Raw genomic sequence first — 26,835 nt, forward strand, 5'->3', positions numbered from 1 at the left:
CCCGTCGGCCCCGCCGGCCCCACCGGTCCCGTCGGCCTTGCCGGAGCGGCGGAGCAGCCGACATGCCGCCCCACCCCACCCGACTTAGCATCCCAGGTGTACCGATATGTCCTGATTCGGTACCGGATACGGCACTGGGAGCTCGACAGCATGGTCAACCCGGCACTCGTGGACCCGGCCACCGTCCGCGCCACCGCCGCCGAGGCCTGGATCCGCGGCTACCCGATCCTGCGGAACTACCGCACCCTCTACTCCCAGGCCCTGGACGAGGCGGACCCGGGGTACGTCGGCGGCTTCGGCGTCTTCCGCCACCACGCGCAGCCCTTCACCCCCGTCGACACCGACGTCGTCTCCCCCGACAACGACACCCCGCACTCCTGGGCCTGGCTCGACCTGCGCGCCGAACCCTGGGTGGTCTCCGTCCCGGCCGAGGACCGCTACTACGTCCTCCCGGTGCACGAACTCGACACCGTCCACGCCGGGTCCGTCGGCGCCCGGACCACCGGCCGGCAGGCCGGCGACTACCTGGTGGCCGGCCCCGACTGGCAGGGCGAGCCCCCGCCCGGCATCAAGGGCGTCATCCGCACCGCGACCCGGCTGGTCGGCATCGTCGGCCGCACCCACCTCGCCGGGACCACCCCCGCCGACATCGCCGAACTGAAGGCCGTCCAGGAGCAGTACCTGCTGCGCCCGCTGCACCGCTACGCCGACACCCCCGCGCCCGCCCCCGCCCCGGAGCCGGTCTGGCCGGTCTGGCGCGACGAGGTGATGGACACCGTCGAGTTCCTCTGCTTCCTCGACTTCCTGCTCGGCTTCTTCCCGCTGACCGGCCCGCGGCCGGGCGCCGCCCCGCTCCCGCCCGCCGAGGTCGACCTGCGCGGCCGCCTCGCCGACCTCGGCGTCGACGGCCGAGGCGAGTTCGAGCCCGCCACTCTCCCGCTGGACGTCCGCGCCGAGATCGAACGCGGCATCGCCGACGGCAGGGCCCGGCTGGAGCGTGCCGCCGCCGAACTCCACGACACGACCGCCCTGTTCGGCACCCGCGAGCGGATCGGTGCCGACTTCCTGCGCCAGGCGCTCGGCGCGAAGCTCGGCCGCTCCGGGCTGCCCGCCGAAGAGGTCTGGTCCGGCAGCTGGACCGCCGACGCCGCCGGCCACCGCCCGCCCAACGCCAGCGACCGCGACCACGTGATCCGCTTCGGCCCGCACGACCTGCCCCCGGCCCGCTTCTTCTGGTCCACCACGATGTACGCCCTGCCCGGGCGCCACCTGGTCGACAACACCCTGGACCGCTACTCGATCGGCGACCGCACCCCGGACCTGGTCCGTGACCCGGACGGCGGACTCACCCTCTACGTCCAGCACAAGCGCCCCGCCGACGCCCAGCACTCCGCCAACTGGCTGCCCGCCCCCGACGGCCCGTTCACCGTGGTGATCCGGCTCTACGGCCCCGACCCGTCCGTCCTGGACGGCCGCTGGCGGCTCCCGCCGCTCGACCCGCGCTGACCACCCCGCCCCCGGACCGTCCCCGACCGACCGTACGAAGGACCACCGATGAACCAGCCCGAGCTGGAGGCCCTGGCCGCCGACGCCTACGTCTACGGCTACCCGCTCGTCGCCGCCCTCACCATGGTCGAGCGCTTCGCCAAGGGCGGGTTGGGCACCCTCCCGGCGGAGCAGTTCAACCACTTCAGCCACGCGACCCGGCTGGCCCGCCCGGGCGACCAGTTCGTCTCGGTCAACAACGACACGATCTACTCGATCGCCCAACTCGACCTCTCCGAAGGCCCGTTGGTCCTGCACGTCCCGGACACCGCCGGCGCCTACTACGTGCTCCAGTTCATCGACGCCTGGACGGACAACGTCGCCTACCTCGGACGCCGCGCCACCGGCACCGACGCCCAGACCTGGCTGATCGTCCCGCCCGACTGGCACGGCACCCCGTCCGACCCGAGCCGGGTGATCGAGCTGCCGACCACCGTCGGCACCGTCGTCGGCCGCTTCGCCTGCGCCGGACCGGGCGACCTGCCCCGGGTCAAGGCCCTGCAGGCCGGGCTGGTCCTGGAACCGCTGGAGCCCGGCGGCCTGGTCGCCGGACTGCCCGAGCCCGGCGGCCTGGTCGCCGGACTGCCCGAGCCCGACCCGGACGTCCCCGAGCGGCTGGCCTTCTTCGAACGCCTGCGGGTGTGGATGCAGGCCTTCCCGCCCGCCACCCCCGACATCGAGTACCAGCGCCGCTTCGCCCCGCTCGGCCTGCTGGACGACGGCGCCTCGCCCTACCGCGCGGCCGCCGCCGATTGGACCCTCGCACTCGCCAAGGGCCTGGCCGCCGGACGCGAACGGGTCGAGGACGCCACCCGCCCGCCCGAGGACCACCCGCCCGGCGAATGGCGCTCCGCGCTCCACCTCTTCGACTACAACCTCGACCACCTGGGCCCCGGCACCCTCCACGACCCCGAGTGGCGCATCCCCGACCGCCGCGCCGCCTACCTCAGCCGGGCCGCCGCCGCCCGTGCCGGTCTCTGGGGCAACCACGCCTACGAGGCCTCGTACGCGACGACCTACGACGACTCCGACGGCCGCCCGCTCACCGGCGCCAACAGCTACACCCTCCGCTTCGACCAGCCCCCGCCCGCCGAGGCCTTCTGGTCCGTCACCATGTACTCCGTCCCCGACTACTACCTGGTCGAGAACCCCGTCGACCGCTACTCCATCGGCGACCGAACCCCCGGCCTGGTCTACGGCGACGACGGCTCCCTCACCCTCACCCTCCAACACGACCAACCCGAGGACCCCACGACCGCCGCCAACTGGCTCCCCACCCCCCACGGCGAGTTCCGCCCGATCATCCGCCTCTACCAACCCAAGCCGACCGTCCTGGACGGCACCTACCAGATCCCCCCGATCCACCGCACCTGACCCGCGCGCCCCCGGCCGCAGGTGGACGGCACCTCTCCCGGATTCACCGGGCGAGGCCGGCCGGCCGTCTCCCGGTCCGGCGGGTGGTTGCTTTCGTGCTCGTGCCCGCGGAGTCGGGCGGGTGGTGTCGGGCCCGTCTCAAGCCGGCCCCGCCCCTTCGAACGGGGACAGCTCCGACCTCGCGGGGACGGGCGGGGCGGACGCCTTCGCGTCCGCCCCGCATCCGTCCGCGAGTCCGCTCAACCGCCTCGCCGACCGTTGGAGCCGGCCCCCGTCAGTGCCCTGACGGCGAAGCCGTCGCCGTGCCGGTCGGGTGCGGGGAGGCGCTGCCGGTCGGGGTCGCCGACGGCCTCGGCGTGCCGGTCGGCGGCCCGGAGGGCGAGGGCTGCGTCGTCGGAGAGCTGGAGCCCGACGGTGAGGGTGCCCCTGTCCGGCTCGGCGATGCCGATGCCGATGCCGATCCCGTGGCCGTTGCCGTCGCGGTGCCCGTGGGCGACGCCGTACCGCTCGGTGTCGACGGCGGCTCCGCCGAGGAGGACGCCGACCCGCCCCGGTTCTGCGGGCCGCCTTCCAGGGTGACCACCGCCTGGGAGGGCGGTAGGGCGATCCGGGCGGTCCAGGGGGTGGTGGGCGCGAGGTCCTCGTCCACGGTGACGATCACGGTGATCCGCTGCCCCGGCGCCAGCGTCCCCGAGTCGCGGCTGAGCCGGAGCCAGGCAGCGTCCGTCACGGCGTGCCAACGGATCTCCGTGGTGCCGGAGTTGGTGAGGGTGAGCACCGTGCGGCTGCCGTACTCGCCGGCCTCGACGGTGAGCAGTCCGGCGGGGGCCCGGCCGGCCGGGCCCGTCCCCGGGGCGGCGACCTGTTCGACCGAGGGGGCCGGGGCGGCGACCAGGGCCGGGCTGCTGAGGGGGGTCGCGCCCCGGCCCGGGACCGGGACCAGCGGGCCCTGGAAGCTGAGCCGCGGAAAGCCCGGCAGCAACGTTTCTGCACCACCCGAACCGGCCGAACCACCGGGCCCCACCCCCGCGCCCGCGAGCTCCAGCCCCGGCATCCCCGCTCCCTCGGTGCCACCGGCGGCCCCCGCCGACCACGGCTGCGGCCGCTGCCCGGCCTCCCGTCCGGCCTCGTCCACCCGCACCGCCGAGACCGAGGCCGCCGACCCCGACCCGCCGCCCCGGTGCCCGGCCCAGAGCGCGACCACCGGCGCCGCCAGCACCGCCGCCACCACCCCGGTGGTCACCACCCGCCGCCGGACCGCCAGGCCGCGGCCCGCGTCCGGCGCCCGGTGCCGGGGGAAGCCGCCGTGGTCGAACCGCAGTCCGGGCTCGGCGACCGCCGGGCCCCGCCGCCCCGCCGCACCGGCCGCACCCGCCGACGGCAGGTACCCCACCCCGTCCGCCGAGGAAACCGAGGACACCGCGGACACCGAGGACACCGACGAACCCGGAGCAGGCGCACTCAGCAGCGGCAGCCCCGACAGTCCCGCCGCGCCCTCCGCCGCCTCCCCGGCCGCCACCCGCTCCGCCGTCCCCCGGCAGGTCGGGCAGTCCACCACGTGCTGCACCAGCTCCCGCCGCAGCGCCGGCCCGAGCACCCAGTCCCGCCAGGACTCCGCCCCGGCCCCGCCGAGCCGGTCCAGTTCCGGGCAGCTGCCCACCCCGAGCACCAGCAGCGCCGCCCTGGTCCGGGCGACCTCGGTCTCGGCGGCGGCGAGCAGCTCCCGGGTCCGGTCGAACGGCAGACCCAGCACCGCCGCCACCTCCAGCGGGGTGAGCCGGTGGCGGACGGACAGCTCCAGCGCCTCGCGCTGCTCCGGGTTCGTTCCGGCCGCCTCCGGCCAGGCGAGCGAGGCCAGCTCGCGGCGCCGCCGGGCGGCCTCGGCCTCGCCGGGCTCCGGCCCGGGCTCCCGGGCGCCGCCGTCGGCCAGTCGCCGCAGGCAGCAGTAGCGGGCGAGCGAGAACAGCCAGGCCCGGACCAGCCCGGGTTCGGCCAGTCGGCCGCCGTGCCGCCGGGCCAGTTCGCCGACCTCGCGCAGGGCGTCGGCGGCCGCGTCGTGCTCGCACAGCACCGAGAGGCAGTAGGTGAACAGGCCGTCCGTCTGCCGGTCGTACGCCGCGAGGACGGCGGCGGCCTGCGACCCGGGTCCGGCCCCAACAGTTCGCGTTGTCACCCGTCCGACGGTAGGGACACCGGACCGCCAGGCCCCGCCATTCACCGGGTATGTACTTCTTTCGGGTAACGGCATCGCCCATCTGTGTGGGTCCCGCAGCGAGGACCGGCGTTGTCGTACCCAGGCGCTACGGTGGGCCGCATGCCTCCGCGTTCCAAGACCACCGCCAAGCCGCGCCCGGCCTACCGCTGCACCGAGTGCGGCAACCAGCTGCCCAAGTGGGTCGGCCGCTGCCCGGAGTGCAACGCCTGGGGCACGGTCGAGGAGTACGGCGCGGTGCCGATCCGCACCACGGCGGCGGGCCCGGTCAGCGCGCCCGCCCGTCCGATCGCCCAGGTGGACGGCCAGGTCGCGACGGCCCGTTCGACGGGTGTGCCGGAGCTGGACCGGGTGCTCGGCGGCGGCCTGGTCCCCGGCGCGGTGGTCCTGCTGGCCGGTGAGCCCGGCGTCGGCAAGTCCACCCTGCTGCTGGACGTCGCGGCCAAGGCGGCCACCGCCCAGCACCGCACGCTCTACGTCACCGGCGAGGAGTCGGCCGGCCAGGTGCGGCTGCGGGCGGACCGGATCAACGCCCTCTCCGAGCACCTCTACCTCGCCGCCGAGTCCGACCTCGGCGCGGTGCTCGGGCACATCGAGGCGGTCAACCCCGGCCTGCTGATCCTGGACTCGGTGCAGACCATCGCCTCGGCCGAGCTGGACGGCGCCCCCGGCGGCCCGGCCCAGGTCCGTGAGGTGGCGGGCGCGCTGATCCGGACGTCCAAGGAGCGCGGCATGGCGACCCTCCTGGTCGGCCACGTCACCAAGGACGGCCAGATCGCCGGCCCGCGCCTGCTGGAGCACCTGGTGGACGTGGTGCTGAGCTTCGAGGGCGACCGGCACGCCCGGCTGCGGCTGATCCGCGGGGTCAAGAACCGCTACGGCGCCACCGACGAGGTGGGCTGCTTCGAGCTGCACGACGAGGGCATCGTCGGCCTGGCCGACCCCTCCGGCCTCTTCCTGACCAGGCGTGACAAGCCCGTCCCGGGCACCTGCCTCACCGTCACCCTGGAGGGCAAGCGCCCGCTGGTGGCCGAGGTGCAGGCGCTGATGGTGGATTCGCAGATCCCGTCCCCGCGCCGGACGACCTCGGGCCTGGAGTCGCCCCGGATCGCGATGATCCTGGCCGTGGTCGAGCGGCACGGCGGGGTGAAGCTCGGCAAGCAGGACATCTACACCGCGACGGTCGGCGGGGTGAAGCTGACCGAGCCGTCCGCGGACCTCGCGGTCGCGCTCGCGGTGGCCAGCTCCTCCACGGACACCCCGCTGCCCAGCAACCTGGTGGCGATCGGCGAGGTCGGCCTGGCGGGCGAGGTGCGGCGGGTGACGGGTGTCCAGCGGCGGCTCGCCGAGGCGCACCGGCTGGGCTTCACCCACGCCCTGGTCCCGCCGGACCCGGGCAAGGTGCCGCCGGGCATGAAGGTGGTCGAGGTGGCCGACATCGGCGAGGCGCTGCGGGCCATCCCGGGCCGCCACCGGGCCGCCGCCAAGCCGCGCGGCGAGGGGCGTGGTGAGGCCCCGTCGGCGCCGCCGGCGCCCCGCGCGGCGAAGGTCCCGGCCTACCCGGAGGAGCTGATGGACGGCTGGGAGCCGCTCGACTCCGACGAACTGCGCTGACCCAAGCCCTGCCGAAGCCGCACGCAGTTAGACTCTCCCCAGTCTCATTGGCCAGAAGGCAGTACCGGAGCGGTACTGAGCGACAGAGCAACAGACCGCGGACCGGCGCACGGCGCGAGGCGCGCGGCACGGGGTCGACCGGAGGAGTCACGTGGCAGCCAGCGACCGGGGGGCGGACAGGGCCTCCCGTGAGGAGGCCCTGCTGCGGGCCTCCCTCACCGCCATCGCGCCCGGTACCGCGCTTCGTGACGGCCTGGAGCGGGTCCTGCGGGCCAACACCGGTGGCCTGATCGTGCTGGGTTTCGACAAGACCGTCGAGTCGCTGTGCACCGGCGGCTTCGTCCTGGACGTCGAGTTCAGCGCCACCCGGCTGCGCGAGCTGTGCAAGCTCGACGGCGCCGTGGTGCTCGACAAGGACATCACCAAGATCGTCCGGGCCGGCGTGCACCTGATGCCGGACTCGACCATCCCCACCGACGAGACCGGCACCCGCCACCGCACCGCCGAGCGGGTCAACCGGCAGACCGGCTACCCGGTGGTCGCGGTCTCGCACTCGATGCGGCTGATCGCGATGTACGTCAACGGCACCCGCCGGGTCCTGGAGGACTCGACCACGGTCCTGTCCCGCGCCAACCAGGCGCTGGCCACCCTGGAGCGCTACAAGCTGCGCCTGGACGAGGTGGCCGGCACGCTCTCCGCGCTGGAGATCGAGGACCTGGTGACGGTCCGGGACGTCACGGCCGTGGCCCAGCGACTGGAGATGGTCCGGCTGATCGCCACCGAGATCGCCGGCTACGTGCTGGAGCTCGGCATCGACGGCCGGCTGCTCTCGCTCCAGCTGGACGAGCTGATCGCGGGCGTGGAGCCGGAGCGCGAACTGGTCGCCCGGGACTACTTCCCGGAGCGGGCCGCCAAGAAGGGCCGGACGGTCACCGAGGTGCTGGCCGACCTGGAGGCGCTCACCCACGCCGAGCTGCTGGACCTGCAGACGGTCGCCAAGGCGCTCGGCTACTCCGGCTCGCCGGAGTCCCTGGACGCCGCCGTCTCCCCGCGCGGCTACCGCCTGCTGGCGAAGATCCCGCGCCTGCCGAACACGGTGATAGAGCGCCTGGTCGAGCACTTCGGCGGCCTGCAGAAGCTGCTCGCCGCCAGCATCGACGACCTGCAGACGGTCGAGGGCGTCGGCGAGACCCGCGCCCGCTCGGTCCGCGAGGGCCTGTCCCGCCTTGCCGAATCGTCCATCCTGGAGCGCTACGTCTGACCGGCGCGCAATCGGCGAACGGCCCCGGGAGAAACGCTTCCCCTGGGGCCGTTCCGCGTTTCCGGGGCCCGGGAACGCCGGAGCCCCGGTCGCACCTGCGACCGGGGCTCCGAAGCGAGTTGACTGATTCTCAGCCGTCCAGTCGGATCGACGTCCGCGCCGACACCTTGTCCCCCGAGAGCCCGGTGAGCTCCGCGAGCACCACGTAGGTCCCGTTCGGCGGCGCCGTCTGGTCGGCGGTCGCGCACTGCGGCTTGCTGCGGCTGCGGTCCCAGGTGAAGGTCTCGGTCTGGTTGCTGTTCGCCGGGATCTGCACCCAGATGCTGCCCTTGTCGGGCGGGCAGTCCCCGGAGGACCAGACCCGGTCGTTGTTGTTGCCGCTGACCGTGAGAACGGAGGTGGTGCGGCCCAGGTCCACCCGGCAGTTGGCGCCGGAGTTCTTGACCGTCAGGGCCAGCTTCGGCTTGTCCTTGGGCTGGTAGGGGTTCTGGCTGGGGCTCAGTTCCAGGGCCACCTGCGAAGAGGTGCAGATCGGGAGGGCCATCACCTCGGGCGTGTTCACCGCCGGAGCCCCACCGCCCGACCCGCCGGACGCCCCGCCGTTCCCGGACCCGCCGGAACCGCTGGAACCACCGGACCCGCCCGCGGCACCGGAGCCGCCCGCCGGCGCCGGGTTGGCACCGCCGCCGGAGCCGCCGCTGAGGCCGACCTCGCTGCCGCCGCCGCTGGCCGGGCCGCCGGTTCCCCCGGTGCCGCCGCCCGGGCGTGCCGCGGGGCCGCTCGGGGAGGCGCCTGGCGTGATCGCCTGCGCGGGGGACTGGCTCTGGGACTGGGGTGGTACGGCCTGTGCGGCCTTGTTCGGTGAGCCGCCGTCACCGCCCCCGCCCTGATCGGTCATCAGCCAGGCGATCAGGGCGATGACCGCCGCGACGGCGGCGAGCACGACGATGCGCCGACGCCAGTAGATCGAGGCCGGCAGCGGTCCCACGGGTTGACGCAGAGAGGGCACGATCAAACTCTACGAGACTGTGTGTGGCTAGTGCTCCACCAACACCGCACAGTCGTCCCTTCCTTCACATGATCCGCCGTTTGAGCCGTTCGAGGGAGCCCCCGGACCGGCTTTCCGGGCGATTTCCGGCCCGTCCGGAGCCGAATCCTCCACTTCGGTCGCGTTCCCCGGCATGGGAGGATCGAAGGGCCATGACTGCCGACACCACCGCCGCCGTCCCCGCCCCCCGGCTGCCGATGCCCCTGCCGCTGCTGCACTCGACCGTCCTCGACTGGTACGAGGCCAGCAAGCGCGACCTGCCCTGGCGGACCCCCGACGCGACGCCCTGGGCGGTCATGGTGAGCGAGTTCATGCTCCAGCAGACCCCGGTGAAGCGGGTGCTGCCCGCCTGGCAGGCCTGGATGACCCGCTGGCCCACCCCGGCCGACCTCGCCGCCGAGGCGTCCGGCGAGGCGGTCAGGATGTGGGGCCGGCTGGGCTACCCCCGACGCGCGCTGCGGCTGCACGCGGCCGCCGTGGCGATCACCGAGGAGCACGGCGGCGAGGTCCCGGACGACCACGCCACCCTGCTCTCGCTGCCCGGGGTGGGGGAGTACACCGCCGCCGCGGTCGCCTCCTTCGCCTTCCGCCAGCGGCACGTGGTGCTGGACACCAACGTCCGCCGGGTCTTCGCCCGCGCGGTGACCGGCGTCGAGTACCCGGCCCAGGCCACCACCGCCGCCGAGCGCCGTACCGCGACCGCCCTGCTGCCCGACGACGCCGAGACCGCCGCCACCTGGGCGGTCGGCGTGATGGAGCTGGGCGCGCTGGTCTGCACCGCCCGAGGCCCGGAGTGCGGGGACTGCCCGCTGTTCGCCGGCTGCGCCTGGCAGCGGGCCGGCCGCCCCGCGTACGAGGGCCCGGCCCGGCGCGGCCAGTCCTACGAGGGGACGGACCGCCAGGTGCGCGGCAAACTGCTCGCGGTGCTGCGCGAGGCGCACGGCTCGGTTCCCCAGGCCCGCCTGGACGTCGTCTGGCCGGACGCCGTGCAGCGGGCCCGGGCCCTGGACGGCCTGGTCGCGGACGGCCTGGTCGAGCCGGTCGAACAGGGTGTCTACCGGCTCCCGCAGTAGCGAACAGCGGTAGGTAACAGCGGTAGGTGACAGCGGCAGGCAACAGCGGCAGGCAACAGAACGGCGCCCCCGGGAGGAGAACCTCCCGGGGGCGCCGTTCGAAGCGGGACCGTCAGACGGCCGCCGCCTCCAGCGAGGACTCGGCCGGCTTCTCGTCCTTGCCGGCACCGCGCAGCGGCACCTCGCGCAGGAACACCGCGGCGGCGATGGCGATCACGGCCACCCCGGCGCCGCACAGGAAGACGGTGTGCATGCCGTTGGACACCGCGTGGTGGTAGGCGTCCTGGACGGCCTCGGGCAGCTTGCGCAGTGCGGCCGGGCTCATCTGGCCCGGGTCCTTCACGCCGCCGCCCGACGAGGCGTGCTCGCCGAGCCGCTCCTTCATGGTGTCGGTCACCCGGTTGTTGAACAGCGCGCCGAACAGCGCGACACCGAAGGAACCGCCGATGGTGCGGAACAGGGTGGCGGTGGAGCTGGCCACGCCCATGTCCTTGAGCTCGACGCTGTTCTGCGAGACCAGCATGGTGATCTGCATCAGGAAGCCCATGCCGGCGCCGAGCACGATCATCCAGCAGGCCGAGGTGAACCTGCTGGTCTCGGTGCCCATGGTGGAGAGCAGGATCAGGCCGCCGGTCATCACGATGGTGCCGATGATCGGGAAGATCCGGTACTTGCCGGTCTTGGTGACGGTCTGACCGACCACCAGCGAGACGACCAGCATGCCGAACATCATCGGCATCAGCAGCAGGCCGGAGTTGGTCGCCGAGGCGCCCTGGACGATCTGCTGGTAGAGCGGCAGGAAGACGGTCGAGCCGAACATCACGAAGCCGACGATGAAGCCGATGATCGAGACCAGGGTGAAGTTCAGGTTCTTGAACAGGCTCAGCGGCAGCATCGGCTCGTCGACCCGCTGCTCGACGTAGCAGAAGGTGATCAGCGAGGCGGCGGAGAGCGCGGCCAGGCCGAGGATCTCCTTGGAGCCCCAGGCGTACTGCTGGCCGCCCCAGGTGGTGATCAGCACGAGCGAGGTGATGCCGACGGTGAGCAGGATCGCGCCGAGGTAGTCGATCCGGGCGTTGTTGCGGACCTTCGGCAGCTTCAGGGTGACGACGACGACGGCGAGGGCTATCACGCCGAGCGGCAGGTTGATGTAGAAGGTCCAGTGCCAGCTCAGGTGGTCGGTGATGAAGCCGCCGACCAGCGGGCCGCCGATGGTGGCCAGCGCCATCACCGCGGCGAACATGCCCTGGTACTTGCCGCGGTCGCGCGGCGGGACGAGCGCGCCCATGATCGACATGACGCCGACCATCAGACCGCCGGCGCCGAGGCCCTGCAGGGCGCGGAAGCCGATCAGCTCGTTCATGTTCTGCGACAGGCCGGACAGCGCCGAGCCCACCAGGAAGATCACGATCGAGGTGAGGAAGATGCCCTTGCGGCCGTAGAGGTCGCCGAGCTTGCCCCAGATCGGCGTGGAGGCGGCGGTGGCCAGGGTGTAGGCGGTGACCACCCAGGACAGGTGCTCGGCGCCGCCGAGGTCACCGACGATGGTCGGCATCGCGGTGCCGACGATCAGGTTGTCGAGCATGGCCAGCAGCATCGTGACGACCAAGCCGACCATCACGAGGCGGATCTCGCGGGGTGACCGCGGCTGCTCCTCCTCGGCCGTCTTGTCCTCCGGTGCCGGGCCGGCGGTCTTGGACTGTGACATGGGGTGGGGTCTCCCGGAGGGGTGTTTCGGACGTTCGTCGCGCCGTGCGGCGATCACTTACTTGTCGCCCGGCTAGTTTATCGATCGTCGGTACGGTAAGTTGTTTCCTAGCCGGTCGTCAAGCCAGTTTTCCGATCGGCCATCTGGGCAGGGAGAATGAGCCCGGGGCGGATGCCATCCCGGGGTCCGCAGCAGTCACCGACGCAGTCATGAGGCAGGCCATGGGCACTCCGCACAGCCCCCGCAGCGACACCCGGGCTCGCATCATCGAGGTGTCGCTGGAGCTCTTCTCCGAGCAGGGCTACGAGCAGACCTCACTGCGCGAGATCGCCGACCGCCTGGGCGTCACCAAGGCCGCGCTCTACTACCACTTCAAGACCAAGGACGACATCGTCCTGGGCATCGTCGAGCGGATGGCCGCGCCGATCGACGAGACCATCGAGTGGGGCCGGAAGCAGACCTGGAGCCCGGAGATGCGCGACGAGCTGATCCGCCGTTACGCGGACGGGATGCCTGAGCGGGCGCCGCTGCTGCGCTTCTTCCACGAGAACCAGCCCGCGCTGCGCGACTCCCCGGCCGGGGTGGCCTTCCGGGACCGCGTGATCACCATGATGCAGCTGGTGCACGGGCCGGACGCGGACTTCCACGAGCGGCTGCGGGCCGCGATGGCGCTGTTCAGCGTCCACTCGGCGTTCTTCCTGCTCAAGCAGGACGCCACGGACTGCGACCGCACCGAGAACGTGTGGGGCGAGAAGCTGCCCTCGGCCAGCCTGGACGAGGCGCTCGAGGCGGCCCGGGACATCGCACTGGAGATCGGCGGCCGGATCCACCCCCGCGTCACCGGCTGAGCGCCACGCCTCAGAACGCCGTGACGCCGTGTCCGGAGAGGTAGGCGATCGGGTTGATCACCGCACCGTAGCGGTTGCTGGTGCGGATCTCGAAGTGCAGGTGCGGCCCGGTCGAGTTGCCGGTGCTCCCGGACAGCCCGACCCGCTCGCCCGCCGGCACGTGGTCGCCCCGCGAGACCGACAGCGCCGACAGGTGGGCGTACTGCGCGAAGTGCCCGTCGGTGAGCCGCAGCACGACCTCCTTGCCGTACGCGCCGTCCCAGCGGGCCGAGACCACGGTCGCGTCGCCGACCGCCAGCACCGGGGTGCCCGGGTCGACCGCGAAGTCCACCCCGGTGTGGTACCCGGCGGCGTACTCGGAATCGGCCACCCCGTACGGATTGCTGGTCGGCGCGTCCGGCACCGGGGCCGACCAGCCGGGTACGGGAGCGGGGGCCGGTGTGGGCTCCGGCTCCGGCTCCGGCACTGGCTCCGGGGTGGCGGCGGGTGCCGCGGCCGGCAGCAGGTTGGGCGCCACCGCCACGAACGCCTGCGCCGAGGCGGCGTCGTCGGGCAGCTTGTACGGGCTGGGGCCGGCCACCTGGACCAGGCCCGGGTTGGGTACCGCCGCCTGTGGAGCCGTGAAGGCCGAACTGCCCGGCGTGGTCGGCCGCACGGTCTGCGCCGAGGCGCTGCCCGGCGCGGCCAGCAGCACCGAGCTCGCCAGCAGGACCGCGGCCGCCCCGGCGGAGAGCACCGTGTGGTCGCGCTCGGCCCGCTGCCGGCTGCCGGACAGGGTGGCGTGCCGGGGCCGGGCCGGCCCCGCGGGCGGGAGGGTGGACATCGCCTGACGTACCTCACGGTCGTGCGGAGGGCAGCACGAGGCGCCCGGTCGGGCGCGTGCTGAGCGGGGGAGCACTCAGCTTCAACCGTCACCGAGCGGAGTCCCAAACGCGGTGACGTACTACGGCGTGTAGTCAGCACGGCGCCGGAGATTCAAGCCGACGGAGTAACGATCATGAGATCGGATCGTCGGCGACAGACCCGATCCACCCGGATCCGCCCCGACGGACCGCCGCCCGGCCCCGGGGTCCGAAGGGGCGCCAGACGCGCCGCAAGGGCGGCGCAAAGGAAATCCGGCCCGCCCCCGCGCGCTTGCGGGACGGGCCGGACATGGAGACTTCAGCGCCGTCTGATCACGGCCTGACCGTCAGGACGATCAGTTGTCGACCGGGCGGACCCGGATCCAGGTCTCCAGGTAGTTCGCGGACTCGTTCTCGACCTCGATGCTGGTGCCGGTCTTCGGGACGTCAACACCGCTGTACGGGTTGTCCTTCGACCACCAGGACTTCAGGTCGTTGAACTCGTCGACGCCCTTGGACTTCGGGATGACCGTCTCGACGCCGTTCTTGTGCAGCGTCAGCGCCGGGACGCGACGCGAGCCGAAGGTGGAGTCGAAGCCCTGCATGCGCGGACGCATCAGGGTGCCGTCGGTCCACTTCAGCGGGGCCGGGTGCGAGTCGACCGGGAGGATCAGACCCTGGCCCGGGTGGGCGCTGACGTTGTTGTCGGTCTGCGACTCGTCCCAGTACCAGATCAGCAGACCGGGCTGGTACGCGTAGTGCTCGACCCAGCTCGGCTTGTCGGCGCCGAAGCCGAAGTTGTACGGGCCGGTCTTCAGGGTCTGGTCGAACGACACGTACTGCCGGTTCTCCGCGATGTAGTACTGCGCGTAGTCCTTGGTGTACGAGCCGCCGAAGCGGGTGAAGCCGTCGGTGGCCCAGCCGTTGTCACCCTTCTCGACGTCGTCGCTGAAGACGGTGGCGCCGTCGGCGGTCACCGAGATGTCGTCCACCGCCAGACCGCGGTAGTGCAGGCCGCCGTCGGTGGTGTTGTGGTAGCGGAACTTGATCTGCTTGCCGGCGTAGGCGTCCAGCGGGAAGGACAGGTCGCCCCAGGCGGCGGTCAGGCCGCTGAGGGCCGGGCGGCCGTTCTCCCTGGGCAGCGCGGCTCCGTTCCAGGTGCCGTCCACCACGGTCCAGGTCTTGCCGCCGTCGGCGGAGACCTCGCCGAAGGCGTAGTCGAAGTCCGGCTCCAGCTCGTACCAGGCCTTGGCGTTGATGCTGGCCTTGGTCTTGCCGGTCAGGTCGATGTCCCGGGTCAGCGTGACGTTGAGGTTGTCGGCGCTGCCGCTCCACCACTCGGTGTTGCCGCTGAACGGCTTGTTGATGTCGGTGGTGATGCTCTTCTTCGGCAGGTCGACGATCAGCGCCTGCGGGAGCTTGCTGTTGTACTCGACCGGGCCGATGTGGTGGGTCGACTCGGTGCCGGCCTTGGCGTGGTCCGCCTTCAGCCAGCCGAGCTTGTACTTGCTCCAGGCGTCCAGGTCGTCCGGCATGTCGCCGATGCTGTCCTTGCCCTCGCCGAGCCAGGAGCCGGAGGACATCAGCGACCAGAAGCCGACCGAGTTGTCGATGCCCTTGCCCGCGGTGTCGTAGAGGTCCGGCAGACCGAGGTCGTGGCCGTACTCGTGGGCGAAGACGCCGAGGCCGCCGTTCTCCGGCTGCATCGTGTAGTCGCCGATCCAGAAGCCGGAGTCACCGACCTGGACGCCGCCGAGCTTGTTGCCGTCGGGGCCGGCCTGGCCGTTCAGGTTGCCGTAGACGTACGAACGGTGCGCCCACAGGGCCTTGTTGCCCTGCTTGCCGCCACCGGCCGACTTGTCCTCACCGGCGTGCACGATCTGGAAGTGGTCGATGTACCCGTCGGGCTGGTTGAAGTTCCCGTCGTGGTGCGATCCGTAGCGGTCCCACTGGTCGTAGGAGGCCAGCGTCGCCTTGATCTGCTCCTTGGTCTGACCCTTCGCCAGCTGGTCCTTGTACCAGATGTCGACGGCGTCGCGGATCAGGTCCTGGGCGCTGGAGCAGACGTTGGAACCGCAGTAGTCCGAGCCGTACCGGGCCTCGTTCCACGGCACCCGGACCCAGTCCGAGACCACGCCGTCGACCGAGTAGCGGCCCGAGGACTGCTTCTCGTAGAAGGTCTTCAGCGAGGGCTTGTCCTTGGAGAAGTACAGGTCCTGGTAGTGCTGCTGGTTGTAGTCGGCCTGCCAGGCGGTCGAGTTGTTGGTGGCGCGGTCCGGCTGCGCGATCTCGTTGTGCTTCGGGCCGGGCTCGCCGCCGTACTTGACCTTGCCGTCGGGCGTCTTGGTGGTGTTGTCCACCTGGTCGCCGAAGTCGACCAGGATGGTGAAGATCTTGTCCGTGCGCTCGCGGGCGAGCTCGACGTACTTGTCCTTGCCGAGCTTCACGCTGGTGCTGCCGTTGTGCTGCTCGACCTGGGCGGTGCCGTCGAGCAGCTGCTCGGTGGCGGCCTTCTGCTCGGCCTCCACCTTCGCGGTCAGCGGACCAGGGATGTTGTGCTCGGTGTTGACGGACTGGACGGCGTCAGCGGGGTCCTTCGGCACCGGCGCCGCGCCGGCGGCGACGGCGGTGCCCGGGAACAGGCCCGCGCCGAGCGTGACTATGACCGCTGCGGCAGTCGTGACCGCAGCGGTTCTCCTGGTGGTTTTCAACGTTGTGACGCCCTCCCCGACCGAGCCGACTCTTGGCCAAGGCTCGGTAAACCAATATGAAAGACAGGTGGACGTCATTTGACCGAAGTGGGGGCAGAAAAGATAGGTCTTGACCCTGACATGGGCACGGCGCTATGCTCGCCGACTTCACATCAGCCGACGGGATGTCAACCGCATGCGGGTTAAACCTTGCTGAGAAGTGGGACGTGTCCGCACCAGCCGGCCGCGGAGCCACCCGTCCCGGCCCGCAGTGACGACGGGGTCCTCCGCCCCCGAACGCACCGAGCCCCCGGCGCGAACGCCGGGGGCTCGGTGCTGTGAAGTTGTCTGTTAAATGTTGCCTTACTTCGTCAGGTCCGGACCGGACGAGGCAACTGCGGCCGGGGTGTCCGCGACGGCCGACTTCTCCTCGCCGCGGAAGGTGAACTTGGCGTCCTTGCCCTCGCCGTCGACGTCGACGACGACGATGTGGCCGGCCCGCAGCTCGCCGAAGAGGATCTTCTCGGAGAGGTGGTCCTCGATCTCGCGCTGGATGGTGCGGCGCAGCGGACGGGCACCCAGGATCGGGTCGTAGCCGCGCTTGGCCAGCAGCTTCTTGGCCTCGACGCTGAGCTCCAGGCCCATGTCCTTGTCCTTGAGCCGCTCGTCCACCTTGGCGATCATCAGGTCGACGATCTGGATGATGTCGTCCTCGGACAGCTGGTGGAACACCACGATGTCGTCGACGCGGTTCAGGAACTCGGGGCGGAAGTGCTGCTTGAGCTCCTCGCCGACCTTCGCCTTCATCCGCTCGTACCCGGTCTGGGTGTCACCCGTGGCCGCGAAGCCCAGGTTGAAGCCCTTGGAGATGTCCCGGGTGCCGAGGTTGGTCGTCATGATGATGACGGTGTTCTTGAAGTCGACCACGCGGCCCTGGGAGTCGGTCAGTCGACCGTCCTCCAGGATCTGCAGCAGCGAGTTGAAGATGTCCGGGTGGGCCTTCTCGACCTCGTCGAAGAGGACGACCGAGAACGGCTTGCGGCGGACCTTCTCGGTCAGCTGGCCGCCCTCCTCGTAGCCCACGTATCCGGGCGGGGAGCCGAACAGCCGGGAGACGGTGTGCTTCTCGGAGAACTCGGACATGTCGAGCGCGATCAGCGCGTCCTCGTCGCCGAAGAGGAACTCGGCGAGCGTCTTGGACAGCTCGGTCTTACCGACGCCGGACGGGCCGGCGAAGATGAACGAACCGCCGGGGCGCTTCGGGTCCTTGAGGCCCGCACGGGTGCGCCGGATGGCCTGGGAGAGCGCCTTGATGGCGTCCTTCTGGCCGATGACGCGCTTGTGCAGCTCGTCCTCCATGCGCAGCAGGCGGGACGTCTCCTCCTCGGTCAGCTTGAAGACCGGGATGCCGGTGGCGGTGGCCAGGACCTCGGCGATGAGCTCCTCGTTGACCTCCGCGACGACGTCCATGTCGCCGGCCTTCCACTCCTTCTCGCGCTTGGCCTTGGCCTGCAGGAGCTGCTTCTCGTCGTCGCGCAGGGACGCGGCCTTCTCGAAGTCCTGCGCGTCGATCGCGCTCTCCTTCTCGCGGCGCACGTCGGCGATCTTCTCGTCGAACTCGCGCAGGTCCGGCGGCGCGGTCATCCGGCGGATGCGCATTCGGGAGCCGGCCTCGTCGATCAGGTCGATCGCCTTGTCCGGCAGGAAGCGGTCCGAGATGTACCGGTCGGCCAGGGTGGCGGCGGCGACCAGGGCGGCGTCCGTGATGGAGACCCGGTGGTGGGCCTCGTAGCGGTCGCGCAGACCCTTGAGGATCTCGATGGTGTGCGGCAGCGAGGGCTCCGCGACCTGGATCGGCTGGAAGCGGCGCTCCAGCGCGGCGTCCTTCTCCAGGTGCTTGCGGTACTCGTCCAGGGTGGTGGCACCGATGGTCTGCAGCTCGCCACGGGCCAGCATCGGCTTGAGGATGCTGGCGGCGTCGATGGCGCCCTCGGCGGCGCCCGCGCCGACCAGGGTGTGCAGCTCGTCGATGAACAGGATGATGTCGCCGCGGGTGCGGATCTCCTTGAGCACCTTCTTCAGGCGCTCCTCGAAGTCACCGCGATAGCGCGAGCCGGCCACCAGGGCGCCCAGGTCCAGCGTGTAGAGCTGCTTGTCCTTGAGCGTCTCCGGGACCTCGCCCTTGACGATCGCCTGCGCCAGGCCCTCGACCACGGCGGTCTTGCCGACGCCGGGCTCACCGATCAGGACCGGGTTGTTCTTGGTGCGGCGGGACAGCACCTGCATGACCCGCTCGATCTCCTTCTCGCGCCCGATGACCGGGTCGAGCTTGGCCTCGCGGGCGGCCTGGGTGAGGTTGCGGCCGAACTGGTCCAGGACTAGCGAGGTCGACGGGGTGCCCTCGGCGGGCCCGCCGGCCGTGGCCGACTCCTTGCCGCCGCTGGTCTGGTAACCGGAGAGCAGCTGGATGACCTGCTGGCGCACCCGGTTCAGGTCGGCGCCCAGCTTCACCAGGACCTGGGCGGCGACGCCCTCGCCCTCGCGGATCAGGCCGAGCAGGATGTGCTCGGTGCCGATGTAGTTGTGGCCGAGCTGCAGGGCCTCCCGGAGCGACAGCTCCAGGACCTTCTTCGCCCGGGGGGTGAAGGGAATGTGACCGGACGGGGCCTGCTGGCCCTGGCCGATGATCTCCTCGACCTGCTGGCGTACGGCCTCAAGAGAAATCCCGAGGCTCTCCAGGGCCTTGGCGGCGACGCCCTCGCCCTCGTGGATCAGACCCAGGAGGATGTGCTCGGTGCCGATGTAGTTGTGGTTGAGCATCCGGGCTTCTTCCTGAGCCAGGACGACAACCCGCCGCGCGCGGTCGGTGAACCTCTCGAACATCGTTTATCGCTCCTCAGAGCGGTCGGGCAGTTCGGGGTCCGTCCCCGCCCTGTCCTTCCGCATGCTAGTCCCGCTCAGCGGCGCGGCCCACGGATTCACTCCCCGGTAGAGGAGCGAGATGCAGCGCGACCAGCCGACACCAATCCCAACCTGATGCTGGGAATCGGTGTTCCCACAGGTGGGCCGGATGCACCGGAAACCGCTACGCCATCGGCGAACAAGAGCCGCCGGGGCGGAGCCGGACCATCTACGGCCGGTCGCACTTACTGCCCCTGGACGGGTCGAAGAACCCGGCCACCTGCATTCATACCCGGTATCGGGGCGGTTCTCGCGCAGTTTCCGCGGTGGCGGTGTTCGCCTGGCGAGAAGTCCGGCCGTGGTGACGGTGGTTCAACGGCGGTCGGGAGGTCCGGTACGCCGTCCCGGTGGAGTCCGTGTTACCGCTTCGCCTCTACAGCGTTGCACAGCTTGTGATTGTTCCGCCGCCCGAGCCCGAAGCCCCGGACGCCCCCGGTGCCGACGGCGCGGCGGCCGTGCGGACGTGCGCCGCGGGGCGCGGAGGAGCCTCCTCCGCGCCCCGCGCGTGTGTCGTCGGCGCCGTGCGCGGCCGCCGGGGCCCCGCACCCGCTCCGGTAGGCCGGGGCGGCGCCGGGGTCAGGCCGCGTTGGCCTTGTCGTAGGCCTCGCGGACCGTGCTCGGCACCCGGCCGCGGTCGTTGACCTCCATGCCCTGCTCCTTGGCCCACGCGCGGATCTTCGCGGTGTCGGGAGCGCTGCCGGACGGACGCGCCGCGGTGCCGCGGCCCGGACGCCGGGCGCCGGCGAGACGGCCGCTCTGCTTGCGGCCCTTCTCCACGTAGGGCGCCAGCAGACCGCGCAGCTTGTCCGCGTTGGCGCTCTTCAGGTCGATCTCGTAGGCAACGCCGTCCAGCGCGAACGTCACCGTCTCGTCCGCCGAACCGCCCTCGAGATCGTCTTCAAGAATGACCTGCACCCTCTGTGCCACGGGCTTCCCTTTCCGCTAAACGACCCATTGCCTAAGGAAAGGAAAGCGCCTTTCTCCGGAAAACACAAACCCTTGACCGGCACGGAGCCGCTCAGAGGTGCAGCAGCATGCGCGAGTTGCCCAACGTGTTGGGCTTCACCCGCTCCAGGTCAAGGAACTCCGCGACACCTTCATCGTACGAGCGGAGGAGTTCTTCATAGACATCCGTAGCGATCGCCGCCGGGTCTGTCGTACCATCATCGGTTTCCTGGAGCTCCCCGATCTCGACGAAACCGTGTTTCGCGAAGAACGGAACCTCGAACGTCAAGCAGAAAATCCGACGGACGCCGAGCCAGCGGGCCGTCTGCACCAGCTTCTCCAGCAGCAGATGCCCGATCCCGAAGCCCCGGCAGGACGGATCGACCGCGAGCGTGCGGACCTCGGCGAGGTCCTCCCACATCACGTGCAGGGCGCCGCAGGCCACCACCGCGCCGTTGTCGTCGCGTTCCGCGACCCAGAACTCCTGGACGGATTCGAACAGTGTGACAGTGGGCTTGTCCAGCAGAATGCCGTCGCGCGAGTAGGCGTCGATGAGCCCTCGTACGGCCCGTACGTCCGTGGTCCGCGCGCGGCGGATGGTGACCTCCATGGCGGGACGTTATCGCGTCGCCCCCGGCGCGGTCTCCCCGGTATCCGGTCCGGCACTATCCGGTGCGTCCTGCGCGGAATCCCCGGTGGGCGGATCGGACGGGAACGGAGCGGCCACCCGCAAGGCGTCCCGGAGTGCCTCGCGCTGCTCGGGCGACATCAGGCCGAAGAAGTGCACCAGGGCCGCCGCGGGATTGTCGCTGGTGGCCCACGCGTCGTTCATCAGAGCCGCCGTGTACGCCTCGCGCGAGGAGACCGGCTCATATCGATAGGCCCGGCCGGCCCTCTCGCGGCGCAGCCAGCCCTTTCTGTGCAGCTTGTCCAGGACGGTCATCACCGTGGTGTACGCGATTTCGCGTTCCGACTGCAGATCCAGGAGAACCTCGCGAACCGTCACCGGTCGGTTCCACCGCCACACCCGGGTCATGATGGCGTTCTCAAGTTCGCCGAGTTGCCGGACCATAGTGCCGCCAGGATAGGGAGCGAATGGGGCAAATCTTGTGAAGTGCGCCAAACCGGCGCGCCGCCACCCCCGGGAATCGGGAATGGCGGCGCGTGGGTCGTTCTCGGGCGGCTGACGGCGTCAGTCGCGGGTTCGCTCGCGGGGAAGGCCCCGGGACGTTCCCCCGAGGGCCCGGGAGGGCCCGGGCGCCCCGGGGCTCAGTCGATGTCTTCCTTGGCCTTCTGGGCCCCGCCCTGGCTGCGGATGATGGCCCGCACCAGGAAGCCGAAGCCGATCGCCATGACCAGCGGCGGCACGATCGCGCTGACGTAGTCCATCAGGTCACTCCTCCTCGGTCTTCTCCGCCGTCGCGGCGGAAGCCTTGGGCTCCGGCTTCACCAGCGGGAAGAGCACGGTCTCCCGGATGTTCTTGCCGGTCAGCAGCATGATCAGGCGGTCCACGCCGAGGCCGAGGCCACCGGTGGGGGGCATCGCGTACTCCAGGGCGCGCAGGAAGTCCTCGTCCAGCTGCATCGCCTCGACGTCGCCGCCGGCCGCCAGCAGGGACTGCGCGGTGAAGCGGGCGCGCTGCTCGACCGGGTCGATCAGCTCGGAGTAGGCGGTGCCGATCTCGGTGCCGAAGATCACCAGGTCCCACTTCTCGGCCACGCCCGCGATCGAGCGGTGCTGGCGGGTCAGCGGGGAGACCTCGGTCGGGTAGTCCTTGATGAAGGTCGGCCGGACGGCGTTCTCCTCCAGCAGGCGCTCGACCATCTCCAGCACGATCTGGCCGTGGCCCCAGTTCTTCTCGAACGGGATGTCGTGGTCGGTGGCGAGCTTGCGCAGCTCCTCGACGCCGGTCTCCGGGGTGACCTCGACGCCCAGGTGGGCGGAGATGCCCGGGTAGACGCTGACCTCCTCCCACGGCTCGGCCAGGTCGATCTCGTGCTCCACGCCGTGCGCGTCCACGCCCTTGATCACCGTGGTGCCCAGGGCGTCCCGGGCGGCGTTGACGATCGTCTCGCGGATCAGCTCGGCCTGGGTGTTGTAGTCGCCGTACGCCTCGTACGACTCCAGCGAGGTGAACTCCGGGTTGTGGGTGGCGTCCGCGCCCTCGTTGCGGAAGTTGCGGTTGATCTCGAAGACCTTCTCGGCGCCGCCGACCACCAGCCGCTTGAGGTACAGCTCGGGCGCGATGCGCATGTAGAGGTCGATGTCGTACGCGTTGATGTGCGTCTTGAACGGACGGGCGTTGGCGCCGCCGTGCACCGGCTGCAGCATCGGGGTCTCGACCTCGATGAAGCCGCGGTCCTCGTAGGTGCGGCGGATCGAGCGGACGACCTTGCTGCGCAGGTGCAGGATCTCGCGGGCCTCGGGGTTCACGATCAGGTCGACGTAGCGCTGGCGGACCCGGGCCTCCGGGTCGGTCAGGCCCTTGTGCTTGTCCGGCAGCGGGCGCAGGCACTTGGCGGTGAGCTCCCAGCGGTCCACCATCACCGACAGCTCGCCGCGCTTGGAGGTGATCACCTCGCCCTCGACGCCGACCTGGTCGCCGAGGTCGATGTCGGCCTTCCAGGCCGCCAGCCGCTCGGCGCCCAGCTTGTCCAGGGAGAACATCACCTGGAGGTCGCCGGTGCCGTCACGCAGGGTGGCGAAGCAGAGCTTGCCGCCGGTGCGGGAGAGGATCACCCGGCCGGTGATGCCGGCGCGCTCGCCGGTCGCGGTGTCGGGTTCGAGGTCCGGGTGCTTGGCACGGAGGTCCGCGATGGTGGTGGTGCGGGGGAATCCGACCGGGTACGGGTCGACACCGGCCGCCCGGAGCCGGTCCAGCTTCTCGCGCCGGACGCGCATCTGCTCGGGAAGGTCGTCGGTCGCGGGAAAAAGGCTCTGATCGCTCACCCCACAAGGGTAGCCAGCCGTACACCGTGCTCCGCCACCGGATAAGCGTGAGGGGAGACCGTGGCGACGGTCTCCCCTCGGCGTGCGGTGGCTCAGCCGGTGCCGGTGCGGAGTTCGATCTCCTCCGGGGTCTCGTCGGTCGGCGGGGCGGGATGGGCCGGCGGCTTGGGCCGGCGGCCGAAGAGCTCGGCCGGGGTGGGCATCCGGTGCGGGCGGGGCGGGGTCTTCGCGGCGGCGGGCTGCTCCGGGCCGGAGTCGGTGCTGCTCATCGTGGTCCGTCCTCCTACAGGGGTGGGGTGACTGCTCGGGGGTGCGGCGGGGTTCGGTACGGCCACCAGGTGGCGCGGCTGCCCGGTGGTGAGGGCGAGCCGTTCGCGGACCGCGGCCTCGGCCAGCGCGTGGCAGCGCCCGGCCAACCGGGAGCGGCGGGCCCGCTCGCCCTGGCCGCAGGGCTGGCGGGTCAGCCCGCGCAGTGCGGTGAGGTCCTCGGGGCCGGGCAGGTAGCCGTCGGTCACGGCCTCCTCCAGGCGCTCCAGGTAGCCGGGGGCGCTGCCCGGCAGGGCGGAGCGGTAGCGGCCGAGGTCGGCGAGCAGGAAGGCGCGCAGTCGGCCGCCCTCCTGGACGGCCTCGTCGATCGCCTCGGTCAGACGCAGGGCGTCCTGGACGTCCTCCGCCCACAGTTCGGCGCCCGGACCGGCGAACGCCGTCCGGTCGGGCACCTGGCGGTGGATGGGGACGGCAGGGTGCAGGGCTTGGGCGAGGGCTCGGCGCAGCACGCGGACTTCGTCGGCGCTGAAGGCCATGCCGCCGCGCGATCCGTGTGGCGTAGGCATGGGTTGACACTACGTGAGGAATATCCGATTTGTCGGTAACGTCGCGCCGAACACTCCACGTTCGGCCCGGCGAAGAAGCCTTTCGCCGTCACCTGTAACGCCGCCCGGGGTGCACCGGGTCATCCAGGTGTCAGGGGAGAACGAGCGAGGGGGCCGGGCAGGATGCGACCGGACGGTCAGGAGAAGGCGGCCCGGGGCGGGCGGCGGGACGAGGACTTCCAGGCCTTCGCGGCCGCCCGCGCCAGACCGCTCTACCGGTCGGCCTGTCTGCTCGCCGGCGGGGACACCCACCTCGCCGAGGACCTGGTGCAGGAGGCGTTCGGGCGGATCTACGCCCAGTGGCACCGCACGTCCTGGTTCGGGACCAAACGCCGGATCGACAACCCGGCCGGGTACGCGCACACCGTGCTGGTGCGGGTCTTCCTCTCGCACCGTGCCCGCCGCCGCGGTCTCGGGCCCGGAGTTCCAACAGATGCTCACCGAACTCCTGCCGTCCGGGACGGTGGCGGTGGGCGAGGCCAGGGGCACCGAGAGCGACACCCCGCAGCTGCGGCTGGTGCTGGACGACGGCCACGGCCCGGTGCAGTACCTGTTCTGGATCACGCGTTTCCCGGGCGGCAACGACACCGGCTGCCCGTCCGGGACGGCCGGGGGCGACGCCTGCACCGAGGCCACCCTCCCGGACGGCGGCCACCTGCGCCTCTACCGGGCCGGCACCCGGGACGGCGAGCCGGCCGGCTCGAAGACCTGGTCCGCCAAGCTGACCGTGGACGGGTACCAGCTGATGCTCCAGGAGTGGAACCGCAAGCCGTTGGAGCAGGGCGCGCCGATCACCCGCACCGACCCGCCGCTGACCATGGACCAGCTCGCCGCAGTGGTGAAGGACCCGCGCTGGCAGAAGGTCGCGGCGGCGTTGCCGAAGGACCCGGTGACGGGGAAGGACTTCACGCCCACCCCGCCGCCGGGAAAGACCCAGCTCACCGTCCCGCCGCCCGGTCTGACCACCCTGCCCGCCCTCCCGGCGTCCGGCTGGACCCCTCCGCCGGGCTTCCCGACGTCCGGCCCGTACAACCTGCCGGGCTTCCCGACGCCCGGCCGCTGAGCGCCGCTCAGCCGGTGGGCCGGTTGCGCTCCCACACCAGGCGCAGGCCGATCAGGGTCAGCCAGGGCTCGTGCACGTCGATGGTGGTGGCCTCGCCGAGGACCAGGGGGGCGAGGCCGCCGGTGGCGATCACCTGGACGTCGTCCGGGTCCTTGGCCAGCTCCCGGGCCATCCGCTCGACCAGGCCGTCGACCTGCCCGGCGAAGCCGTAGAGGATGCCGGACTGCATGCCCTCGACGGTGTTCTTGCCGATCACGTTGCGTGGGCGGGCCAGCTCGATCTTGCGCAGCTGGGCGCCCCGGACGCCGAGCGCCTCGACCGAGATCTCGATGCCGGGGGCGATCGCCCCGCCGACGTAGTCGCCGCGGGCGTTGACGGCGTCGAAGGTGGTCGCGGTGCCGAAGTCGACCACGATGCACGGACCGCCGTACAGGTGGTTGGCGGCCAGCGCGTTGACGATCCGGTCCGCGCCGACCTCCTTGGGGTTGTCCATCAGGACGTGCACCCCGGTCTTCACGCCGGGCTCCACGATCACCGCGGGGACGTCGCCGTAGTAACGGCGGGTCACCTCGCGGAGCTCGTGGAGCACGGCGGGAACGGAGGAGCAGATCGCCAGGCCCTCCACCACGGCCTCCCGGGCCGCGGTGTGGTTGCCCATCAACCCCTGCAGCAGCACCGCCAGTTCATCGGCCGTGCGGCGCGGATCGGTGGAGATCCGCCAGTGTTCCACCACGTCCTCGCCGTCGAACAGGCCGAGCGTGGTCTGGGTGTTGCCGACGTCGATGGTGAGGAGCATGGGGCGCTTTCTGCGAGTCGGGACGGGGTCGGGGCAGGGGCTGCTCTCGACCTGACGGTCAGGCGCGCAGGTCCAGGCCGATGTCCAGGATCGGCGAGGAGTGGGTCAGCGCGCCCACGGCCAGGTAGTCGACACCAGTCTGGGCGACCTCGCGCGCGCTGGCCAGGGTCAGTCCGCCGGAGGCCTCCAGCTTCGCCCGGCCGGCCACCAGCGTGACGGCCTCCTTCAGCTGCTCGACGGTGAAGTTGTCCAGCAGGATCAGGTCCGCACCGGCCTCCAGCACCGGCGGGATCTGCTCCAGGGTGTCCACCTCGACCTCGACCGGCAGCTCCGGGTACGCGGCCCGGACGGCCCGGAAGGCCTCGGCCACGCCGCCGGCGGCGACCACGTGGTTGTCCTTCACCAGGGCGGCGTCCGAGAGCGCCATCCGGTGGTTGGCGCCGCCGCCGCAGCGCACCGCGAACTTCTCCAGCGCGCGCAGGCCCGGGGTGGTCTTGCGGGTGTCCCGGACCACCGCGTCGGTGCCCTCCAGGGCGTCCGCCCAGGCCCGGGTCGCGGTGGCGATGCCGGACAGGTGGCAGAGCAGGTTGAGCGCGCTGCGCTCGGCGGTCAGCAGGTCGCGGGTACGGGAGCGGACCGACAGCAGCACCTGGCCGGCCTCGACCCGGTCGCCGTCCTGGACGTGCCGCTCGACCTCGAACTCCTCCTCGCAGATCAGCGAGACGACCGCCTCGGCGACCCGCAGACCGGCCACCACACCGGCCTGGCGGGCGGTGAAGTCGGCGGTCGCGACCGCGTCGGCGGGCACGGTGGCCACCGAGGTGACGTCCTCGCCGCCGGCCAGGTCCTCGGCCAGCGCCAGGGTGGCGATGTCCTCGACCTCGATCGGGTCCAGCCCGGCCTGCTCCAGCAGCTCGGCCAGCTGCGGGTCCAGGCCGGTCTCGTAGCCCTCGCCGTCCCCGCAGGCGCAGCCGTCGCCGCAGCCGCCGGCCTGGTCGGCCAGGGGGAGTTCCTCATGGGAGTGGGTCATGGT

General features: G+C 71.6%; 20 protein-coding genes. 7 read left to right on the forward strand and 13 right to left on the reverse strand.

Features of this window, described 5'->3' with window-relative positions:
* Positions 1-150: 150 nt before the first annotated feature.
* Both ACGF12_RS19040 and ACGF12_RS19045 read left to right on the forward strand, forming a co-directional pair.
* Entirely contained in the window at positions 151-1,506 is a 1,356-nt protein-coding gene (locus tag ACGF12_RS19040) for a DUF1254 domain-containing protein (protein WP_393030977.1), read from the forward strand.
* Between the two features lie 48 nt (positions 1,507-1,554).
* Complete coding sequence (locus tag ACGF12_RS19045; protein ID WP_393030980.1) at positions 1,555-2,919, forward strand: DUF1254 domain-containing protein; 1,365 nt, start codon at positions 1,555-1,557, stop codon at positions 2,917-2,919.
* Positions 2,920-3,193: 274 nt separating this feature from the next.
* Here the strand turns inward: ACGF12_RS19045 and ACGF12_RS19050 are convergent, their stop codons facing one another.
* Positions 3,194-5,092, reverse strand: coding sequence for a sigma-70 family RNA polymerase sigma factor (locus ACGF12_RS19050; RefSeq protein WP_393030982.1), 1,899 nt, complete (start codon positions 5,090-5,092; stop codon positions 3,194-3,196).
* Between the two features lie 141 nt (positions 5,093-5,233).
* Here ACGF12_RS19050 and radA point away from each other — a divergent pair, with 141 nt between their 5' ends.
* Together radA and disA are read left to right on the forward strand one after the other, a co-directional pair.
* On the forward strand, positions 5,234-6,745 hold the full coding sequence (gene radA / locus ACGF12_RS19055; RefSeq protein ID WP_393030985.1) for a DNA repair protein RadA: 1,512 nt from the start codon (positions 5,234-5,236) through the stop codon (positions 6,743-6,745).
* Positions 6,746-6,947: 202 nt separating this feature from the next.
* Positions 6,948-8,006: a DNA integrity scanning diadenylate cyclase DisA gene (gene disA, locus ACGF12_RS19060; protein WP_270151163.1), complete on the forward strand. Its 1,059-nt coding sequence runs from the start codon at positions 6,948-6,950 to the stop codon at positions 8,004-8,006.
* A gap of 130 nt (positions 8,007-8,136) precedes the next feature.
* Here the strand turns inward: disA and ACGF12_RS19065 are convergent, their stop codons facing one another.
* Positions 8,137-9,015, reverse strand: a complete 879-nt coding sequence (locus tag ACGF12_RS19065) for a hypothetical protein (protein ID WP_393030988.1) — start codon at positions 9,013-9,015, stop codon at positions 8,137-8,139.
* A gap of 191 nt (positions 9,016-9,206) precedes the next feature.
* On the opposite strand from ACGF12_RS19065, the gene ACGF12_RS19070 reads away from it, so the two are divergent.
* On the forward strand, positions 9,207-10,127 hold the full coding sequence (locus tag ACGF12_RS19070) for an A/G-specific adenine glycosylase (RefSeq protein WP_393030990.1): 921 nt from the start codon (positions 9,207-9,209) through the stop codon (positions 10,125-10,127).
* Positions 10,128-10,239: 112 nt separating this feature from the next.
* Here ACGF12_RS19070 and ACGF12_RS19075 read toward each other — a convergent pair whose 3' ends face one another.
* Positions 10,240-11,835: an MDR family MFS transporter gene (locus tag ACGF12_RS19075; protein WP_393030992.1), complete on the reverse strand. Its 1,596-nt coding sequence runs from the start codon at positions 11,833-11,835 to the stop codon at positions 10,240-10,242.
* Between the two features lie 221 nt (positions 11,836-12,056).
* Here ACGF12_RS19075 and ACGF12_RS19080 point away from each other — a divergent pair, with 221 nt between their 5' ends.
* Complete coding sequence (locus ACGF12_RS19080; protein ID WP_393030995.1) at positions 12,057-12,683, forward strand: TetR/AcrR family transcriptional regulator; 627 nt, start codon at positions 12,057-12,059, stop codon at positions 12,681-12,683.
* 10 nt (positions 12,684-12,693) lie between these two features.
* Here the strand turns inward: ACGF12_RS19080 and ACGF12_RS19085 are convergent, their stop codons facing one another.
* The 8 genes from ACGF12_RS19085 to ACGF12_RS19120 all read right to left on the reverse strand — a co-directional run bounded on the left by ACGF12_RS19085 (position 12,694) and on the right by ACGF12_RS19120 (position 23,904).
* The gene (locus ACGF12_RS19085; protein WP_393030997.1) at positions 12,694-13,506 is read right to left on the reverse strand and encodes a M23 family metallopeptidase; all 813 of its coding nucleotides are present in this window, start codon (positions 13,504-13,506) and stop codon (positions 12,694-12,696) included.
* A gap of 375 nt (positions 13,507-13,881) precedes the next feature.
* Positions 13,882-16,236: an immune inhibitor A domain-containing protein gene (locus ACGF12_RS19090; protein WP_393031000.1), complete on the reverse strand. Its 2,355-nt coding sequence runs from the start codon at positions 16,234-16,236 to the stop codon at positions 13,882-13,884.
* 342 nt (positions 16,237-16,578) lie between these two features.
* A complete protein-coding gene (locus ACGF12_RS19095; protein WP_387618510.1) occupies positions 16,579-19,098 on the reverse strand; it encodes an ATP-dependent Clp protease ATP-binding subunit in 2,520 nt (839 codons plus the stop codon).
* A 654-nt stretch (positions 19,099-19,752) separates the two neighbouring features.
* On the reverse strand, positions 19,753-20,103 hold the full coding sequence (locus ACGF12_RS19100; protein ID WP_380608459.1) for an Lsr2 family protein: 351 nt from the start codon (positions 20,101-20,103) through the stop codon (positions 19,753-19,755).
* A gap of 91 nt (positions 20,104-20,194) precedes the next feature.
* Positions 20,195-20,731, reverse strand: a complete 537-nt coding sequence (locus tag ACGF12_RS19105; RefSeq protein ID WP_387618514.1) for an amino-acid N-acetyltransferase — start codon at positions 20,729-20,731, stop codon at positions 20,195-20,197.
* Between the two features lie 9 nt (positions 20,732-20,740).
* Positions 20,741-21,193, reverse strand: a complete 453-nt coding sequence (locus ACGF12_RS19110) for a BlaI/MecI/CopY family transcriptional regulator (RefSeq protein ID WP_393031005.1) — start codon at positions 21,191-21,193, stop codon at positions 20,741-20,743.
* A 321-nt stretch (positions 21,194-21,514) separates the two neighbouring features.
* Positions 21,515-23,071 carry a bifunctional lysylphosphatidylglycerol synthetase/lysine--tRNA ligase LysX gene (gene lysX, locus ACGF12_RS19115; RefSeq protein ID WP_393031007.1) on the reverse strand — a complete coding sequence of 519 codons (1,557 nt, stop codon included), beginning with the start codon at positions 23,069-23,071 and terminating at the stop codon, positions 21,515-21,517.
* Between the two features lie 92 nt (positions 23,072-23,163).
* Positions 23,164-23,904, reverse strand: coding sequence for a hypothetical protein (locus ACGF12_RS19120; RefSeq protein WP_393031010.1), 741 nt, complete (start codon positions 23,902-23,904; stop codon positions 23,164-23,166).
* A gap of 433 nt (positions 23,905-24,337) precedes the next feature.
* Here ACGF12_RS19120 and ACGF12_RS19125 point away from each other — a divergent pair, with 433 nt between their 5' ends.
* A complete protein-coding gene (locus ACGF12_RS19125; RefSeq protein ID WP_393031013.1) occupies positions 24,338-25,006 on the forward strand; it encodes a hypothetical protein in 669 nt (222 codons plus the stop codon).
* A 7-nt stretch (positions 25,007-25,013) separates the two neighbouring features.
* Here the strand turns inward: ACGF12_RS19125 and ACGF12_RS19130 are convergent, their stop codons facing one another.
* Together ACGF12_RS19130 and nadC are read right to left on the reverse strand one after the other, a co-directional pair.
* Positions 25,014-25,802, reverse strand: a complete 789-nt coding sequence (locus ACGF12_RS19130; RefSeq protein ID WP_393031016.1) for a type III pantothenate kinase — start codon at positions 25,800-25,802, stop codon at positions 25,014-25,016.
* Positions 25,803-25,860: 58 nt separating this feature from the next.
* Entirely contained in the window at positions 25,861-26,832 is a 972-nt protein-coding gene (nadC, locus tag ACGF12_RS19135; protein WP_393031019.1) for a carboxylating nicotinate-nucleotide diphosphorylase, read from the reverse strand.
* Between the last annotated feature and the right edge of the window lie 3 nt (positions 26,833-26,835).

Source organism: Kitasatospora sp. NPDC048296 (assembly GCF_043201815.1).
Taxonomy (GTDB): domain Bacteria; phylum Actinomycetota; class Actinomycetes; order Streptomycetales; family Streptomycetaceae; genus Kitasatospora.

Coding starts and splice junctions, on each gene's coding strand:
- ACGF12_RS19130 (WP_393031016.1), bottom strand. CDS start 25,802: ATGCTCCTCACCATCGACGTCGGCAACACCCAGACCACGCTCGGCCTG.
- ACGF12_RS19120 (WP_393031010.1), bottom strand. CDS start 23,904: ATGCCTACGCCACACGGATCGCGCGGCGGCATGGCCTTCAGCGCCGAC.
- ACGF12_RS19095 (WP_387618510.1), bottom strand. CDS start 19,098: ATGTTCGAGAGGTTCACCGACCGCGCGCGGCGGGTTGTCGTCCTGGCT.
- ACGF12_RS19075 (WP_393030992.1), bottom strand. CDS start 11,835: ATGTCACAGTCCAAGACCGCCGGCCCGGCACCGGAGGACAAGACGGCC.
- ACGF12_RS19110 (WP_393031005.1), bottom strand. CDS start 21,193: ATGGTCCGGCAACTCGGCGAACTTGAGAACGCCATCATGACCCGGGTG.
- ACGF12_RS19040 (WP_393030977.1), top strand. CDS start 151: ATGGTCAACCCGGCACTCGTGGACCCGGCCACCGTCCGCGCCACCGCC.
- ACGF12_RS19085 (WP_393030997.1), bottom strand. CDS start 13,506: ATGTCCACCCTCCCGCCCGCGGGGCCGGCCCGGCCCCGGCACGCCACC.
- ACGF12_RS19070 (WP_393030990.1), top strand. CDS start 9,207: ATGACTGCCGACACCACCGCCGCCGTCCCCGCCCCCCGGCTGCCGATG.
- ACGF12_RS19045 (WP_393030980.1), top strand. CDS start 1,555: ATGAACCAGCCCGAGCTGGAGGCCCTGGCCGCCGACGCCTACGTCTAC.
- nadC (WP_393031019.1), bottom strand. CDS start 26,832: ATGACCCACTCCCATGAGGAACTCCCCCTGGCCGACCAGGCCGGCGGC.
- radA (WP_393030985.1), top strand. CDS start 5,234: ATGCCTCCGCGTTCCAAGACCACCGCCAAGCCGCGCCCGGCCTACCGC.
- ACGF12_RS19080 (WP_393030995.1), top strand. CDS start 12,057: ATGGGCACTCCGCACAGCCCCCGCAGCGACACCCGGGCTCGCATCATC.
- ACGF12_RS19105 (WP_387618514.1), bottom strand. CDS start 20,731: ATGGAGGTCACCATCCGCCGCGCGCGGACCACGGACGTACGGGCCGTA.